This window comes from Embleya sp. NPDC020630, assembly GCF_044334985.1.
GTDB lineage: Bacteria > Actinomycetota > Actinomycetes > Streptomycetales > Streptomycetaceae > Embleya.
This window is the reverse complement of sequence record NZ_JBIRUB010000005.1, coordinates 327,188-343,211: the sequence shown is the minus strand read 5'-3', so window position 1 is coordinate 343,211 and position 16,024 is coordinate 327,188. Positions and strand designations below refer to the sequence as shown.

The 16,024-nt window shown below is 71.5% G+C and carries 13 protein-coding genes; 5 read left to right on the top strand and 8 right to left on the bottom strand.

Annotation, left to right across the window (positions count from 1 at the left end; translation table 11 throughout):
• Positions 1–135: 135 nt before the first annotated feature.
• The 3 genes from ACH4XV_RS20315 (at position 136) to ACH4XV_RS20305 (ending at position 3,680) form a co-directional block, all read left to right on the top strand.
• Positions 136–1,353 (top strand): MFS transporter, encoded by a 1,218-nt coding sequence (locus ACH4XV_RS20315; protein WP_395791634.1) that lies wholly within the window; start codon positions 136–138, stop codon positions 1,351–1,353.
• 139 nt (positions 1,354–1,492) lie between these two features.
• Positions 1,493–2,119: an NADPH-dependent FMN reductase gene (locus ACH4XV_RS20310; protein ID WP_395791632.1), complete on the top strand. Its 627-nt coding sequence runs from the start codon at positions 1,493–1,495 to the stop codon at positions 2,117–2,119.
• A gap of 46 nt (positions 2,120–2,165) precedes the next feature.
• A complete protein-coding gene (locus ACH4XV_RS20305) occupies positions 2,166–3,680 on the top strand; it encodes a DHA2 family efflux MFS transporter permease subunit (RefSeq protein ID WP_395791630.1) in 1,515 nt (504 codons plus the stop codon).
• A 173-nt stretch (positions 3,681–3,853) separates the two neighbouring features.
• Here ACH4XV_RS20305 and ACH4XV_RS20300 read toward each other — a convergent pair whose 3' ends face one another.
• Positions 3,854–4,567 (bottom strand): HdeD family acid-resistance protein, encoded by a 714-nt coding sequence (locus ACH4XV_RS20300; RefSeq protein WP_395791628.1) that lies wholly within the window; start codon positions 4,565–4,567, stop codon positions 3,854–3,856.
• Positions 4,568–4,706: 139 nt separating this feature from the next.
• A complete protein-coding gene (locus ACH4XV_RS20295) occupies positions 4,707–6,548 on the bottom strand; it encodes a class I adenylate-forming enzyme family protein (RefSeq protein WP_395791626.1) in 1,842 nt (613 codons plus the stop codon).
• 377 nt (positions 6,549–6,925) lie between these two features.
• Between ACH4XV_RS20295 and ACH4XV_RS20290 the strand changes: the two genes are divergently transcribed.
• Entirely contained in the window at positions 6,926–8,098 is a 1,173-nt protein-coding gene (locus ACH4XV_RS20290; RefSeq protein ID WP_395792006.1) for an acyl-CoA dehydrogenase family protein, read from the top strand.
• The gene (locus tag ACH4XV_RS20285) at positions 8,095–9,240 is read left to right on the top strand and encodes an acyl-CoA dehydrogenase family protein (protein WP_395791624.1); all 1,146 of its coding nucleotides are present in this window, start codon (positions 8,095–8,097) and stop codon (positions 9,238–9,240) included. Before ACH4XV_RS20290 ends, ACH4XV_RS20285 begins: the two co-directional genes overlap by 4 nt.
• Before the next feature lie 91 nt (positions 9,241–9,331).
• Here ACH4XV_RS20285 and ACH4XV_RS20280 read toward each other — a convergent pair whose 3' ends face one another.
• From ACH4XV_RS20280 to ACH4XV_RS20255, 6 genes are all read right to left on the bottom strand, one after another.
• Positions 9,332–9,478, bottom strand: coding sequence for a hypothetical protein (locus tag ACH4XV_RS20280; protein WP_395791622.1), 147 nt, complete (start codon positions 9,476–9,478; stop codon positions 9,332–9,334).
• A gap of 107 nt (positions 9,479–9,585) precedes the next feature.
• Positions 9,586–10,110: a hypothetical protein gene (locus ACH4XV_RS20275; RefSeq protein WP_395791620.1), complete on the bottom strand. Its 525-nt coding sequence runs from the start codon at positions 10,108–10,110 to the stop codon at positions 9,586–9,588.
• A gap of 59 nt (positions 10,111–10,169) precedes the next feature.
• Positions 10,170–10,913, bottom strand: a complete 744-nt coding sequence (locus ACH4XV_RS20270) for an ABC transporter ATP-binding protein (protein WP_395791618.1) — start codon at positions 10,911–10,913, stop codon at positions 10,170–10,172.
• Positions 10,910–11,671: an ABC transporter ATP-binding protein gene (locus ACH4XV_RS20265; RefSeq protein WP_395791616.1), complete on the bottom strand. Its 762-nt coding sequence runs from the start codon at positions 11,669–11,671 to the stop codon at positions 10,910–10,912. Before ACH4XV_RS20265 ends, ACH4XV_RS20270 begins: the two co-directional genes overlap by 4 nt.
• Positions 11,661–13,889 carry an ABC transporter permease gene (locus ACH4XV_RS20260; RefSeq protein WP_395791614.1) on the bottom strand — a complete coding sequence of 743 codons (2,229 nt, stop codon included), beginning with the start codon at positions 13,887–13,889 and terminating at the stop codon, positions 11,661–11,663. The genes ACH4XV_RS20265 and ACH4XV_RS20260 overlap by 11 nt, the downstream gene beginning before the upstream one ends.
• Before the next feature lie 273 nt (positions 13,890–14,162).
• Complete coding sequence (locus tag ACH4XV_RS20255; protein WP_395791612.1) at positions 14,163–15,734, bottom strand: ABC transporter substrate-binding protein; 1,572 nt, start codon at positions 15,732–15,734, stop codon at positions 14,163–14,165.
• Positions 15,735–16,024 lie beyond the last annotated feature (290 nt).

The window sequence follows — 16,024 nt, the reverse complement described above, 5'->3', positions numbered from 1 at the left end:
GGGCCGATCGGGCTTCGGGCGGGTGACGGCTCGGCGTTGAGGGCGGGTTTCCGCCAGACCCGGGGTGGTGGGGGTGGCTGTACTGGATACGCCCCGGCTTCCGGGGCTCCCCCCACATCGCCGAAAGGGACACCCATGTCCGTCATCGCCCGAGTCGACGAACGTGCGGCCGCGTCGCCGGAGCCCACGCCGCCGCGACAGTACCGGCCCGCCGTTGTGTGTCTGTTCCTCGGGATCTTCGCGATCGTGACGACCGAGATTTTGCCGATCGGGTTGTTGACGCCGATCGGGGACGACTTCGGGGTCTCCGACGGGACGGCCGGGTGGTTGATGACCGTGCCCGGGTTCCTGGCCGCGATCTGTGCGCCGCTGGTGACGGTGTCCACCGGGCGGCTGGATCGGCGAAGCATGCTCGTCGCGCTGATCGTGCTGCTCGCGGTGGCCAACTTCCTGGCCGCGCTCGCGCCGGCGTTCTGGGTGGTGCTGGTGGCGCGTGCGCTGGTCGGGGTCACCATCGGCGGCTTCTGGTCGATCGGGGCGGGCCTGGCGCCCCGGCTGGTACGGCCCGAGGCGGTGGGTACGGCGACCGCCGTCATCTTCGCCGCGGTGCCGGCCGGATCCGTACTCGGCCTGCCCGCCGGTACCCAACTCGGCGAACACCTCGGCTGGCGGGCCTCGTCCGTGGTCATGGGCGCTCTCGCGCTGGCCGTGTCGATCGCGCTGCTCGTCCTGCTGCCCCCGCTGCCCGCGACGACCGTGACCCGGGCCCGGGTACTGCGCGGCCTGCTTCGCGGCGCCGACGTGCGGATCGGCCTCGCCGCCACCGCCCTCGTGGTGATCGCGCACTTCGGGGCCTACACCTACGTGACGCCCTTCCTCGAGGAGGTCACCCACGTCGACCGCGGCCGGATCGGCCTGTACCTGCTGGCCTTCGGCGTGGCCGGCATCGTCGGGAACTTCGTCGCGGGCGCGACCCTGGCCCGCCGGCTGCGCGCCACCTTCGCCGGCTGCGCCGCGCTGATCGCCTCGGCCACCGCGCTCTTCCCGGTCCTGGGCCGGTGGGACGCGGGCGTGCTCGGCCTGCTCGTGGTGTGGGGATTGGCCTACGGCGCGGTTCCGGCCTGCTCGCAGACCTGGTTCGCCCGCTGCGCGCCCGACGCCCCGGAGGCCGCGACGGTGGTGTTCACGTCGTCCTTCCAACTCACCTTCGCCGTCGGCGCCCTCCTCGGCGGCGGCGTCGTGGACGCGACGTCCCCTTCGACGGTCATGGTGTGCGCGAGCGCGGTCGCCCTGACGATGGTCGCCGTCCTCGCGCTCCTCGGCGCGCCCGGCCGCGACAGGGCTTCGAGGTAGCCGGGCACCTGCCCCGAAACAGGCCGAAAGGGTTCGGAAAAGCGGTAGTTGACTTCAAGTTGACTTGAACTTCTACCGTTTTCCTCATCGCCCGGAGCAACCGCTTCCGAGGCGCAGCCGAACTCTTCTTGGGGACGCCATGACCACGCTCACGCACACCGTCGCGGACATCGACACCACCACCGACGGCGCCGGCACGTTCCGGCTCGCCGTCATCGTCGGCAGCACCCGGCAGGGCCGGTTCGCCCCGGTGGTGTCGAACTGGTTCGCCGGCGCGGCCGAGGAGCACGGCGACTTCGAGGTCGACATCATCGACCTGGCCGAGGACCGCCTGCCCGATGTATGGGCCCCGCTCACCAGCGAGCCCGCCGCCGTGGTCGCCCGGGTCGGCGCCCGACTCGCCGCCGCCGACGCGTTCGTCGTGGTCACGCCGGAGTACAACCACAGCTTCCCGGCCGGGCTGAAGAACATGATCGACCTGTTCCGGAACGAGTGGCAGGGCAAGCCCGTCGGCTTCGTGTCCTACGGCGGCATCTCCGGCGGCCTGCGCGCGGTCGAGCAGCTGCGCCTGGTCTTCGCCGAGCAGCACATGGTCACCACCCGCGACGGGCTCGCCTTCCCGATGGCGTGGGAGAAGTTCGACGCCAACGGCAAGCCGGTCGACGCGGCCGGTACCGCCGCCGCCGCCAAGGTCATGCTCGACCAGCTCGCCTGGTGGACCGAGACCACGCGGTCGATGCGCGCGCGCCGCCCGTACGGCGTCTGACCCCCAGCGCGTGTCTCGAACCCCCGTCGAACGCCAGGAGCCCGCGATGGCAACGACCACCGCCCCGGCCGCGAACTCCCCCGCGGCCACCACCCCCAACGACACCCCGTCCCGCGGCATCGCCGCCATCGCCCTCGTCGTCGTGCTCGGCTCGATCATGTCGGTCCTGGACGTGACGGTCGTCAACGTCGCGCTGAACCACCTCGCGCAGGACTTCGACGCCCCGCTGGCCACGATCCAATGGGTCGCGACCGGATACACCCTCGCCCTGGCCACGGTCATCCCGATGGCCGCGTGGGCGATGGGCCGCTTCGGCACCAAACGGCTGTACATGTTCTCGATCGCCACCTTCGCCGCCGGATCGATCCTGGCCGGCCTGGCCTGGTCGGCCGAATCGCTGATCGTCTTCCGGGTCCTGCAAGGGCTCGGCGGCGGCCTGATCATGCCGGTCGGGATGACCATCCTGGCCCGCGCCTCGGACCCGAGCCGAATGGGCCGCACGATGGCCATCCTGGGCATCCCGATCCTGATCGGCCCGCTGGTCGGCCCGATCCTGGGCGGATGGCTGGTGGACGACGTCTCGTGGCGCTGGATCTTCTTCATCAACGTACCGATCGGCGCGATCGCCCTGGGGCTGGCCGCCAAGGTCTTCCCGCGCGACACCGCGCAACCGACCAGGCCGCTGGACGTGCCCGGACTGCTGATGCTCTCCCCCGGCCTGGCCCTGCTCATCTACGGGCTGGCCACCGGCGGTGAGAAGGGCGACTTCGGCGCCGCCGGGGCGCTGGTGCCGGCCGTGCTCGGTGCGCTCCTGGTGATCGGCTTCGTGGCCCGGGCGTTGCGGGTCCAGCACGCGCTGATCGATCTGCGACTGTTTCGCAGTCGGCCGTTCGTGGCCGCCGCGGGCACGATGTTCCTGTTCGTCTGCGCGTACTTCGGCTCGATGATGCTGGCTCCGCTGTACTACCAGCTGGTGCGCGGGGAGAGCGCCACCGCCTCCGGGATGCTGGGCGCGCCGCAGGCGCTGGCGACGGCGCTGTCCATGCAGGTGGCCAGTCGGCTCAGCGACCGGATCGCGCCGGGGCGGATCGTGTTGATCGGGATCGTGGTCGCCGCGTCCGGGTTCCTCGCGTTCACCACGCAGGTGGCGGCGGATACGCCGTACTGGGTGCTGATGGCGTGCATGTCGGTGACCGGTGTCGGGGTGGGGATGACGCTGATGCCGACCACCGCCTCGGCGCTGCGCACGATGTCGCACGAGCAGGTCGCGGTCGCGGGGACGACGTTGACGATCATCCAGCAGGTGTCGGCGGCGATCGGTGGGGCGTTGATGTCGGTGCTGTTGGCCGGGTCGATGCGGGATGGCCTGCCGGCCGGGCAGGGGGCCGGTGGGCTGGGCGAACTGCACACGTTGTCGCCGGATGTCGTGGTGGCGGTCGGGCCGGCGTTGGCCGAGGCGTTTCAGGGGACGTACTGGTGGGCCGTGACGTTGATGGGGCTGGCGTTCCTGCCGGCGCTGTTGATGAGCCGCGGTCGGCCCACGGGGCCGGTGGGCGAGTAGGGCGGGGTCGGGGCAGCCGTCCTCAAACGCCGGACGGGCTGGTCCTCAAGCGCCGGACGGGCTGGGGGGTGGCGGCCCGGCTCGGGTGTCCTCAAACGCCGGACGGGCTGAATGTCCTCAAACGCCGGACGGGCTCGATGGCCCGTCCGGCGTTTGGGTTGTTTCTTGTGCTGTTATTGGTCTTCGGTCGGCTGCTTTGTCATCGCGTCCGGGCCCTTGTATGTGCCCTCCCTCGTGGGGGGCTTTTCGGCTGTCCATTCGGTCGGGCGGGTGGGCTCGGGGACTTCCGCGTCTCGGACCATGCCTACGATTCGGCGGCCGGTGAGGCCCAGGCTGACCAGGCTCAGGCCGTCGAAGAGCAGGGCCAGGGAGATGAACGTGCCGATCACGTAGCGGCTGCTGCTGGGCCATTCGGCCAGTACCAGCAGGCCCAGGACCAGGTCGACCACGCCGACGACGATGGTCCAGATCATCTTGGCCGACATGCTCGCCACGCCGCCGACGATGCGGAACATGCCCGCGCCCAGCAGCAGCAGGGCCACGAACAGGGTGAGCGCCTGCGCCCCCACCTCGGGTCGGCGCAGCAGCACCACGCCCGCCGCGATGTTCAGCGCCGAGACCGCGACCACGAGCCAGAACGCGTTCTCCTTGCGCGCCTGGATGGCCTGGACGAAGCCGACCACGCCGCCGATCAGCAGCAGCCAGCCGAACAGCACCATCGTGGTGAGCGTGGCCAAGCCCGTGTAGATCAGGCCGACGACCCCGCCGAGCATCAGGACCACACCGAGCACCACGAGCAGACCGAACCCGAATCCCTTGCCGCTGCGTCGATGCCGTCCCACGCCGGGTTCGGCGGAGGGACCGGTGACGCCCTTCGTGCTCTCCATGGGTGCCGCTCCTCGGATCCGTCCCGCGCCCGCGAAATCGCGTGCGTGGTACGCCTTCCCGCTGGAAAGCGACATATCCGCACGATCGACTGTTCGCATGATCGTTACGGACCGGGGGCGGCCCCGCGTGGCGCACCGCTCAGCGACCCGCCCCCGGGGGCAACGACGGCGGCAGCGCGGAGCGCACCGGGGACAGGGCCGGGGCGAGCGCCGGCCGGGCCGTGGGCATCGGCGTGGCGGTCGCCGTGGTCACCGTGACCCCGCGCACCGCCGGGCCCGGCCGATCCGTCAGGCCCAGGAAGTGCCGGCGCAGCCGATACTTCTCCACCCGCCCGTTCGGCGTCCGCGGCATCCGGGCCACGATCCGCACGTACGCCGGCCGCATGTACGCGGGCAGCGACTGGGTGCACCACGCGCGTAGCTCGTCGGGGTCCAGCGGCCGACCCGGCTCCGGCTCGGCGTACAGCACCACCTCGTCCTCGTCGTCCCGGTCGGCGGGCACCCCGAAGACCGCGCCGACCGCGATGTCGGGGTGCTGGTTGACCAAATCCTCGATGTGGTACGCCGACACGTTCTCGCCGCGGATCCGGATCCGGTCCACGACCCGGTCGACGAAGTGCAGCAGCCCGTCCTCCTCGTCGAACACCGCCGCGTCGCCGGTGTGGAACCACAGGTTGCGGGTGGCCTCGGCGATGCTCAGCGGGTCGCCCACGTACTCCTGGACCAGCAGCCCCGGCAGATGCGGACGCATCGCCAGGTGGCCCACCACCCCGCGCGGCACCGGCCGGTCGTGCTCGTCCAGGATCGCCACCCGGGTGAACGGCAGCGGCGCGCCCAGACAGCCCCGGCGCACGATCCGGGACGCGGGCAGCACCGGTACGCCCAGGCGGTCGCACACCCGCTTGACCTCCTTCGCCCCCAGCCCGCGCCGCAGCGCCTCCGGGGTGCCCTCGCCCGGCTCGGCGCCGATCAGCACGGCGGCGATCGGCAGCCCGGTCTCGACCTGCCCGTAGCCCGCCACCACGGTGTCGATGCCGTAGCGGCGCGCGAACGAGTGGTGGATCGCGGGCAGCGGCTGCATCAGCACCTTGCTCAGCGGGTTGTCCCGCTCCCCGCGCCGCTCGGGCGCGCCGGAGAGCCAGCCCACCATCGTCTCGGTGAGCACCGCGCTGGTGGCCCCCGCGGCCGTCACCCGGCGCCAGAAGTCGACCGGGTGGAACCGGTCCCACAGCGACACCCCGGCGCCCGTCCAGGCCGCCCGGGCCAGCCCGGCGAACGCACCTTGGAGCGAGTGCATCGGCAGGTCCACGTGCACGACGTCGTCCGGCGTGGTCAACCGGCGCAGCAGCAGGGTGTACGCCGCCAGCCAGCGATGCGGCAGCACGGCGGCCTTGGCCCGGCCCGTCACCCCTGCGGTGTGCACGATCATCCCGACGTCGGCGGGGTCGTTCACCACGCCCGGCGGTTCGGCGCGGGCCAGGAAGTTGGCGTAGGCGATCTCGGGATAGCCGTGCGGCGGACGCGGCCCGACCGCGTCGTGCACGGTCAGCCGGGGCAGCCGGTCCAGGTGCGGGCGCACCGCCTCCAGCGACTGCACCAGCATGCGCTCGGTGACCACGAGCAGCGGTGTGGTGGACTCCAGTTGCTCGACCAGCGGGTCGCCGATCAGGTCCGGGTCGATCGGGCAGTAGACCGCGCCCGCCTTCCAGATGCCGAACATCCACAGCGCGGCCGCGTACGAGCTGCGGCAGTGCACCGCGATCCGGTCGCCGCGCCGCACGCCCGCGCGGGCCAGGTTGCCGGCGATCGTGTCGGTGGCCCGCTTGGCCTCGGCGTAGCTGAGGTCCAGGCCGTGCTCGCCGTAGTGGATGAAGACCCGCATCGGGGTGTGCGCCGACCACCGGTCCAGTGCTTCGGTGACCGACTCCCCGTCCGCGGCGAGTTCGGCGGCGAGACCCGCCTCGAGTTCTTCGGCGGTCATGGCTTGTGACAACCCCCTTGCGACACGCAGAAACCCGGAAGCCGGCGGCTGGAGACCGTGCGTGTACTCGATCACACGGGGACAAGAACATATCGCCTGCGCGTGCGGCTTGGGGGCCCGGGCACGGGCTTCCTACCGGTGAGTTCAGCACTTAGCATCCAGGTGGCCCGGTTGTCGACGGTGTGTCGTGCGACGGGAACAGGGCGTCATGGTGGCGAACGGAGGCACCTCCTGTGCGAGAGCGGGGCGGCGTGAGCGATACGGACAACCAGCCCGACAAGGGGCACGACGACGGGCCCGGCAACGAACCCCGGGCCGCATCGGGCACCGCTCCCGACGGCCCACCGGCCGCGGACGGCCCGCTCGACGCGGCGGAACTGCGGCGGCGGGTGGCCGACTTGGTCGCGGCGCACGATCCCACCACGATGTCCTCGGTGGAATTCCTCGGGCACCGCTTCGACGCGGGCCTGGCCTGGGTGCACTTCCCCGTCGGCTGCGGCGGCCTGGGCGCCTCGCGGGCACTGCAACAGGTGGTCGAGGACGCGTTGATCGCGGCCGGCGCCAAGGTGGTGAGCGCGTACCGCAATCCGATCGGCCTCGGGATGGGCGCGCCCACGATCGTCGCGCACGGCAACGCCGAGTCGCGCGCGCGGTTGTTGCGCCCGCTGTGGACCGGCGAGGAGGTCTGGTGCCAGCTGTTCAGCGAGCCCGGCGCGGGATCGGACCTGGCGGGGCTGGCCACCCGGGCGGTACGCGACGGCGACGGCGACTGGATCGTGACCGGCCAGAAGGTGTGGACCTCGCTCGCGCACAAGGCGCGCTGGGCGATGTTGCTCGCCCGGACCGATCCGGACCTGCCCAAGCACCAGGGGCTGACCTACTTCTTCCTGGACATGACCTCGCCCGGGGTGGAGGTGCGCCCGCTGCGCCAGGCCACCGGACAGGCCGAGTTCAACGAGGTGTTCCTGACCGACGTACGCGTGCCCGACGCGCATCGCGCGGGTGAGGTGGGTCAGGGCTGGGCGGTGTCGAACACCACGCTGATGAACGAGCGGGTGGCCATCGGCGGCGGCGCCGCGCCCCGCGAGGCGAACGCGATCGGCGCGGTGGCGCGGATGTGGCGCGACCGGCCGGAGTTGCGCACTCCCGGCCTGCACGACCGGCTGCTTCGGGCCTGGGTGGAGTGCGAGGTGGCCCGGCTGGGCAACGAGCGCATCCGCCAGCAGCTCGCGGTCGGGGCGCCCGGGCCGGAGGGGTCGGCGGCCAAGATCGCCTACGCGCGGCTGAACCAGGACGTGACCCGGTTGTGGCTGGAGCTGACCGGCGAGGAGGGCCTGGGCTACGACGAGTGGACCATGCGCCGCAGCGACATGGGCCAGGCCACGCTCGGCGCGCGCGCACCGGGCTACTACTACCTGCGGGCCAAGGGCAATTCGATCGAGGGCGGCACCTCGGAGGTGCTGCGCAACGTGATCGCGGACCGGGTGCTGGATCTGCCGCGCGAGCCGCGCACCGATACGAAGGTGGCGTGGAAGGAGATGCCCCGGTGAGCGAACCCACGATTCCCTCGCTGCTGTACGGCGAGATCGAGGAGGAGTTGCGCGCGACGCTGCGCGAGCTGCTGCGGGACCGGTGCGGGTGGCACGACGTGCTGGCCCGGATCGACACCGACGAGGCGTACGACGAGGGCCTGTGGAAGGCGGTGGCGGCCGAGTTGGGGCTGGCCGGGCTGCTGATCCCGGAGGAGTTCGGCGGGGCCGGCGCGGGGCCGCGGGAGGTCGCGGTGGCGTTGGAGGAGCTGGGCCGCGCGGTGGCGCCGGTGCCGTTTTTGGCCAGCGCGGTGCTGGCCACCTCGGCGCTGCTCGCCTGCCCGGCCGGTGCGGCGCGCGATGCCGCGCTGCGCGCGCTGGCGGAGGGGACCCGTACCGCCACCCTCGCGGTGACCGCGACCACTTGGCCGGAGGCGGGCTTCCCGCTGTCGGTGACGGGGGCGTGGGACGGCGAGGAGTTGTCCCTGACCGGTGCGATGACCGGGGTGTTGGCGGTGGATCGGGCCGAGTTGCTGGTGCTGCCGGTGATCGTGTCCGGCGAGCCGCATCTGGCGTTGGTGGCCGGTGACGCGGCGAACCTGTCGCGCGGCGCGGTGACCTCGTTGGACGCGACGCGCCCGGTGGGCCAGGTGACGCTGGATCAGGTCCGCGGCCGGGTGGTGGCCGGCCCCGGTCACGCCGAGCGGGCCTTGGGGCACGCGGTGCGCTACGGTGCGGCGCTGCTCGCGTCCGAGCAACTGGGCGTGGCCGAGCAGGCGTTGGCCAAGGCGGTCGGCTATCTGAAGGTGCGTCACCAGTTCGGCCGGCCGATCGGCTCGTTCCAGGCGCTGCGCCATCGTGCGGCCGACCTGTGGTCGGACCTGGCGTCGGCCCGGGCCGCGGCCCGCTATGCGGCGGCGTGCCTGGCGGAGGACTCCCCCGACGCGGCGGTGGCCACCGCGCTGGCCCAGGCGTACTGCTCCGAGGTGGCGGTGCGTACGGCGGAGGAGTGTGTGCAGATGCACGGCGGGATCGGCTTCACCTGGGAGCACCCGGCGCACCTGTACCTCAAGCGGGCGATGTCCTCGGCGCTGCTCCTGGGCACCGCGGACCGACACCGGGCCACGCTCGGCGCGCTGGTGGACCTGCCGCCGGCGATCTGAGCACCCCGCGCACGTGCGGATGGCCGGCCCCGTTCGGGACCGGCCATCGGCACGTGTGGGTGCGCTGCCGGAAACGGCTCCAAGACACGCCCTAGCTGCGCAACATCAGGACGATCATCACGATCGCGAGCGCCATCAGCACCGCCCACACCGTCGTGACCAGGCGCAGGCGGCGGCCGTCGCGCGGTGTGGTCGTGTCAGGCGGGACGGCATCTCCCGGCGGTGGGTTCTCGCTCATGTCCTCGCTGCCCTCCACGGGTGCTGCGCGCGGCGTCCGTCCCGTTCAGGATGACACCGCGCGCGGCCCGTTGAGGAGCCCCCGAAGCGGTCGAGGGCCACGATCGTTCAGTGCTTCGCCGGTGTGGTCGGCAATACCGCCGTGGTGTCCGTGCCCGCGTCCGCCGGCCCCTGCTGCGGGCTCTGCTGGGCGGCGATCAGCCGGGCCAGCCAGAACCGCATGAAGGTGGACAGCGAGAAGCGCAGGAACAGGGCGAACCCGAGGAGCGAGACCGGGATCGCCGAGATGCCCAGGGTGATGGCGTCGTTCTGGGTCAGGATCAGCGTCGTGCCGTGGGACATGAAGTAGGCGCCGAAGCCCATCCCGATCCCGAGCACCATCAGCCCCACGCCCAGCCACATCAGCTGGGTGTCGAGCATGGTCTTGGGCGCGCGCAGCTTGAGGGCCCCGACGTCGGCGGTGAACTGCCGGGTCCGGTCCTGGGTGGCCGCCGGGACGGCCGCGTGGCGCGGCGGTGCGTACGCCGGTGACCCGGCGGTCGGCACGCCCTGCGGAACCGTCGGCGGCACGCCGGGGGGCGGGCCCGCGGGTGCGGGGGGCTGCCCGTCGGCGTTCACGCTGTTCATACTCATATAAGTGCTCACCTCGTGGGTCGCCGTGAGGTTGATGCGTACCCGACGGCCATGTGCGATCAGCCGCCCAGGTACGCGCTGTGCAGGTCGCCGGCGATCTCGTCCGGGGTGCCGACCTGAAGGATCCGGCCACCGCTCATGACCGCGGCGAGGTCGGCGACGGCCAGGGCCGTGCGCGCGAACTGCTCGACCAGGAGCACGGTGACACCGGTCTCGGCGATCTTGCCGACCACGTCGTACAGCTGGTCGACGACGAGGGGCGCGAGGCCCATCGACAACTCGTCGAGCAGGATGATGGCCGGGTTGGTGGCGATCGCCCGGGCGACGGCCAGCATCTGCTGCTCGCCGCCCGACATCGTGCCCGCGGCCTGGTTCCGGCGCTGTTCGAGGCGGGGGAAGATCGGGAAGACCTTCTCCTCGATCTCCTTGCGGGAGACTCCTCGATAGGTCGCCATCCACAGGTTCTCGGACACGGTGAGATTGGGGAAGACGCCGCGGCCTTCCGGGATGCTGCACAGGCCGATCCGGGCCAGGTCCACGGGCGCGGCCCCGGTGACGCACCGGCCGGCGAGGTGGATGTCGCCGGCGGTGGGCGGGTGCAGCCCGGTGATCACCTTGAGCATCGTGGTCTTGCCGGCGCCGTTGGGGCCGAGCACCGCCATCACCTTGCCGGTGGGGACCGCGAGGTCCACCTTGTGCAGCACCTCGACCTGCTCGTACGCGGCGCTGATCCCGCGCAGTTCGAGCAGCGGCGGGGCGCTCGGCGCGCCGGCCGGCTGCGCGTCGGCCACATTCAGGGTCATACCGTCTCCTGAAGGACTTCGTCGGCCTCCGCCGCGTCCGCGGTACCGAGGTAGGCCGCCTGGACGGCGGCGTTGTTGCGGATCTCGTCGCACGTACCGTTGGCGATTTTTTTGCCGAAGTCAAGTACGTGCAGTTCGTCGCAGGTGTTCATCACCAGGTCCATGTCGTGCTCGACGAGCAGTACCGCGACGCCGTCGGCGGCGATCTCGCGCAGCAGTTGGCCGAAGCCGCGCGTCTCCTCGTCGTCCTGGCCCGAGGCGGGCTCGTCCAGGAGCAGGATCTTGGGCCGGCAGGCCAGCGAGCGGGCCAACTCGACCACGCGGCCCTGCCCGGTGGGCAGTTGGTCGGCGCGCACGTGCGCGATCGCGGTCAGGTCGAGGCGGTGCAGCAGGCGCGCGGCGGTGTCCTGCGGCGTCTCCTTGGTGCCCCGGTGCAGCCGGCGGTACTGCGCGGCGGCGACCTGGATGTTCTCCCGGACCGACAACGAGCCGAACAGTTCCAGGCGTTGGAAGGTGCGGGCCATACCGAGCCGGGCCCGGCGGTACGGCGCCAGTTTGCTGACGTCGCGCCCGTCCATCCGCACCTGTCCCGAGGAGGGCGGTTGCAGGCCGGTGATCACGTTGAAGATGGTGGTCTTGCCCGCGCCGTTGGGCCCGATCAGGCCGGTGACCTTGCCCTCGTGGGCCCAGATGTCGACGTTGTTCAGGGCCGTGTGGCCGCCGAAGCGGACCGTGACGCCCTCGACCTCAAGCCCCATGACGTGCTCCCGGCAGGATGGGTGACGGTGCCGCGGCCGTCGCCGCCGCGGGCAGCGAGGGCAGCGCGATGAGTTTGTCCAGGGCCTCGATGTCGGCGGCCTTGAACCGGTTTCCGTTCAGGCCCAGGCCCTCGGGCTGCCCGGACAGGCCCTCGGGCACCTCCGGTTCGGTCCGCGGCGCCTTGATCATCACCTCGATCTTGAGCGCGGCCGGGATGCCGATCACCGCGAGCAGGATGCCGATCACGAACGGCCAGTTGCCGATCACGTCGGTGAACCGCAGCACGATCAGCGCCAGTTGGGCGGCGGCGCTGCCGGCGAGGACGACCGGGCGGCGCAGCGCGGGCTCCCACTCGGGGCGGATCTTGGCGGCGATGAAGCCGTTCGGGTTCTTGCCGAGCGCGATGCCGTTGAGGCCGATCAGGATGGTGGTGAGCTGGGCGTAGTCGGGGAAGAGGTTGGTCATCAGCGGGGTGCCCAGGAAGATGCCCGCGAACAGCGCGGCGCCCGGGGAGGTGAGCCCGGCGATGACCATCAGCATCAGCACCGAGAGCCCGGCGGTGAAGTCGAAGTTGACCGGGGACAGGGTGCCGGCCGCGCCGCCCAGGATGCCGCCGCCGACGCCGGCCATCGCGGCGGAGAGCCCGAAGACGGTGAGCGTGGTCAGCTTGTGGTTCATCCCGATCGTCGCGCAGGCCGCGGGGCTGTCCTTCATGGCCAGCAGCCTGCGGCCGAACTCGCCGCGCCGGATCCACACCACGACCAGCGAGGACAGCGCGAAGAAGACCGCGCCGAAGATGAAGTAGGCCCGGTCGGAGGAGATGTCGATGCCGGGCCAGTCGAAGCGCTCGAAGTTGAGCGTGCCGCTGTTGAACAGGTCGATCTTCGTGTCGCCCCAGGTGAAGGCGGGCAGGCCGAAGATCCACCGGTCCAGCATCACCGCGAACGCGGCGGTGGCCAGGGCGAGATAGATCCCGGACAGGCGCAGCGCGGGCAGCGCGACGAGCACGCCGATGCCGGCGCAGATCAGCGCGGCCCACAACAACCCCAGCGGGTTGCCGCCCGAGCCCAGGTGCGAGACGCAGATCGCGCCGATGCCGGCGAAGCCCAGTTGGGCCAGCGACATCTTCCCGGCGTAGCCGACCAGCGGGATCACCGACAGGCCGATCAGCGCGAAGCCCCACATCCGGGTGCTGGCGAACAGGTCGGCGGGGGCGAGGGAGTTGGCGGCGACCACGGCGCCCGCGATCACGATGGAGGCGAAGACCAGCGAGCCGGTCCAGGTGGGGCGGTGCGAGATCTCCCGGGTGCGGGAGGAGGCGTGGCCGCGCAGCCGGGAGGTGGGCAGCAGCATGATCGCCACGAACAGCACCAGGACGGGCATCGAGTCGCTGAGGCCGGACAGGTATGGGCCGGCGGTCGGGAAGCGGGTCTCGGTGAGGTAGCCCTTGCCGTACTCGGTGACCAGGCCGATGATCATCGCGCCGACGAACGTCCACGGCAGGCTCTTGAGCCGGCCGATCACCGCCGCGGCGTAGGCGTTGACGATCAGCAGCGTGAGCGGCAGCGCGGCGAAGGAGAGTTTGGGGGCGATCAGGATGCCCGCGACCGCGGCCAGCATGGTGCCGGTGGCCCAGGCCAGCATGCCGGGCACCTCGGGGCGCGAGCCGTTGAGCACGGCCAGGTTGCGGTCGTCGACGGTGGCGCGCATGGCCACGCCCGCGCGGGTGGAGCGCAGCAGCACCCACAGGCCGACCGCCACGATCAGCGCGACGGCCAGGGTGATCAGGTCGTGGTAGGAGACCCGGGTGCCGGCCATGTCCACGGACTCGCCGGGGAAGAAGTTGACCACGTTGCGCGGGGTCTGCGGATCCCAGATCCACATCACCGCGGCCAGCAGGCTCAGCAGCACCGCGACGGTGACCATCAGGCGGGTGGTCTCCGACGTGCCCTCCAGCCTGCGCATGATGGCGAAGTGCAGGAACACCCCGAACGCGGGGGCCAGTACGCCGAGCACGACCAGCAGGGACAGCCACACCGGCCAACCCCAGTCGAAGTGCAGCTGCCAGTAGGTGAAGGCGGCGAGCGCGCCGGTGGCGCCGTGGGCGAAGTTGAAGATGCCCGTGGTGGTGTAGGTCAGGGTCAGGCCACCGGCGGTGATGGCATAGATGCCGCCGGTGACCAGGCCGCTGATGGTGAGGATGATGAACTCGTGCACGCGCCCTCCGTTCGGGCCGGGCCGTGTCGCGGGGCGATCGGTCTCGGAGACTGGTGCGGCACGGCGCCTGACAGGTCGTCAGGGCCGCGGGGCCGCCCTCCCGCCCGGTGCGGGGCGAAAGGGCGACGGGGTGTCGCGGGTGGTGCGGGTGCTGCCGGTCCTTCGGGTGCTGCGTACATCCAGGGCTTCCGGTGCTTCCGGTGCTTCCGGTGACGCGTGGAGTGGGGGTGTGCTCCCCGCCCGGTGGGCTCGGGAGGTCACCGTGGGCCGGGGCTAGGAGGTCACTTCCTCCGGCGGCGCGGCCGGCGGCGGCTCGCCCCCGTCGGCGGGCGGCGGGTTGCCGGTGCCCGAATCACCGGCCGGCGGCGGAGTGGTTCCCCCGTCGCCGGGCGGGGTCGTGGCCGGGGCCGACGGCGGCGCACTGGGCGCGCCCGCGGCGACGGCGACCACGTTGCCCGGGTCGCAGTTGAAGAACTCGGCCTTGTTCGGCTTGGTCAGCGCGGCGTCGTACTCGAAGCCCTTGGCGGTGGCCTTGACCATGGTGAAGCAGTCCGAGGCGCGTACGTCCTTGGTCTCCACGATCGGACCGGGGGCGAACAGGCCGCCCGCGTCCCAGTTCGCCCGCTTGCCCTTGGCCAGCACACACTCGGTGGTCAGCTCGGTACCGCACTCCTTGACCGCGCTCGCCCACAGCAGCCAGGAGTTGATCCCCGACATGTGGAAGAACTCCAGGTCCTTGCTCGGCTCGGCGAGGTGCAGGATCTCCAGCGCCTTCTGCACGGCCGGGTTCTTGTCGCCGAGCGACTGCGGCACGTAGGTCGGGTAGATGTAGGTGTCCGGGATCTTCGAGTTCTTGGCGGACGCCAGGGTGTAGCGGTTGTACGCCGAGGCGTCGCTGACGATGACCTTGGGGTGCCAGTTCATCGCGTCCATCTCGCGGAACATCGACGCCGAGTCCACCGCGAGCCAGGTGGTGATCAGCATCTCGACGCCGGCCTGCTTCATCTTCTCCAGCGTCGTGCGCCCCGGCGGCGGCATGACGGGGACGTCCTCCTTGTAGACGACGGTGCCGCCCGCCGCCTCCACGCCGGCCTTGTAGCGGGCCATCGCGGGCCGCAGCGAGGCCATGTTCTGCCCGAGCAGGCCGACCTTGGCCTTGACCTCGGGACGCGCCGCGAAGACCGCCTTGTACGCGCCCACCACGGTGGTGGTGGTCGGCAGGCCCACCGCGAGCACCTGCAGGTCGGCCTTGGCCGACTCCTCGCCCACCACATAGGCGGGGAAGGCGCCGAGCTTGCACCCGGTACGGGCCTTGACGCCGTCGTTGTCGAACGGGTTGCCGCCGCCGACGACCATGAAGTCGCTCTGGCAGGCGGCGGTCATCACGGTGCCCACGTTGCTCAGCGCGGCGTCGCGCTGGGTCAGCTTGATGGTCCGGCCGTTGATCCCGCCGAGGCCGTTGCACCACTTGGTGAAGCCGTCGGCCATCTCGAAGAACTCTTTGCCCAGGCCCGGTTGTGCGGGAGCGCCCGGGTCGCCGGTCACGCTCACCGAGATCTGCTTCTCGGTCACGCCCCGATCGGCCTTCTTGGTCAGCGGCTTGCCGTCGCCCTTGCCGCACACGTCCTTGAGCGTGCCGAAGTCGCCCGGCGCGCCGGTGCCGACGGGGGCCTTGCCGTCCTTGGTACCGGTGGCCGCGGGGGCGCCGCCACCCGATCCCGGTCCCTTGGCCACCGCGTCCTCGCCCGAGCGGCTACAGCCGACCGCCACAAGGAGCGGCACGACCAGCAAGCCGGCCGCCGCTCGTCGGCGCATCCCACGCCGCCCGGCGGAAGTTGATGCCATCAGCCCTCCCGACACTTCGTTTCCGCGGGCCGGGCCGAGGGCCCGGTGCGCTCTCACGTACTTCTCCTGCGCTGTGCTCGCGTTGTTCACGTCTTGTGCTTCCGCCCCGTCTGCGAGGCATCCTCGCGACTGGATCTGACATGCCATCAGTTAATGGGCCATGAAGCAATGGCCGGGACCTTAACCGGGTGTCCTACAGGGTGCAAGGGTCACCGAACCGGCGAAAACCGCTGGCCGGCAGCCCTGACGAAGCCGGATGCGAGGTGGCGTGCACGAGTACACACGTGTCA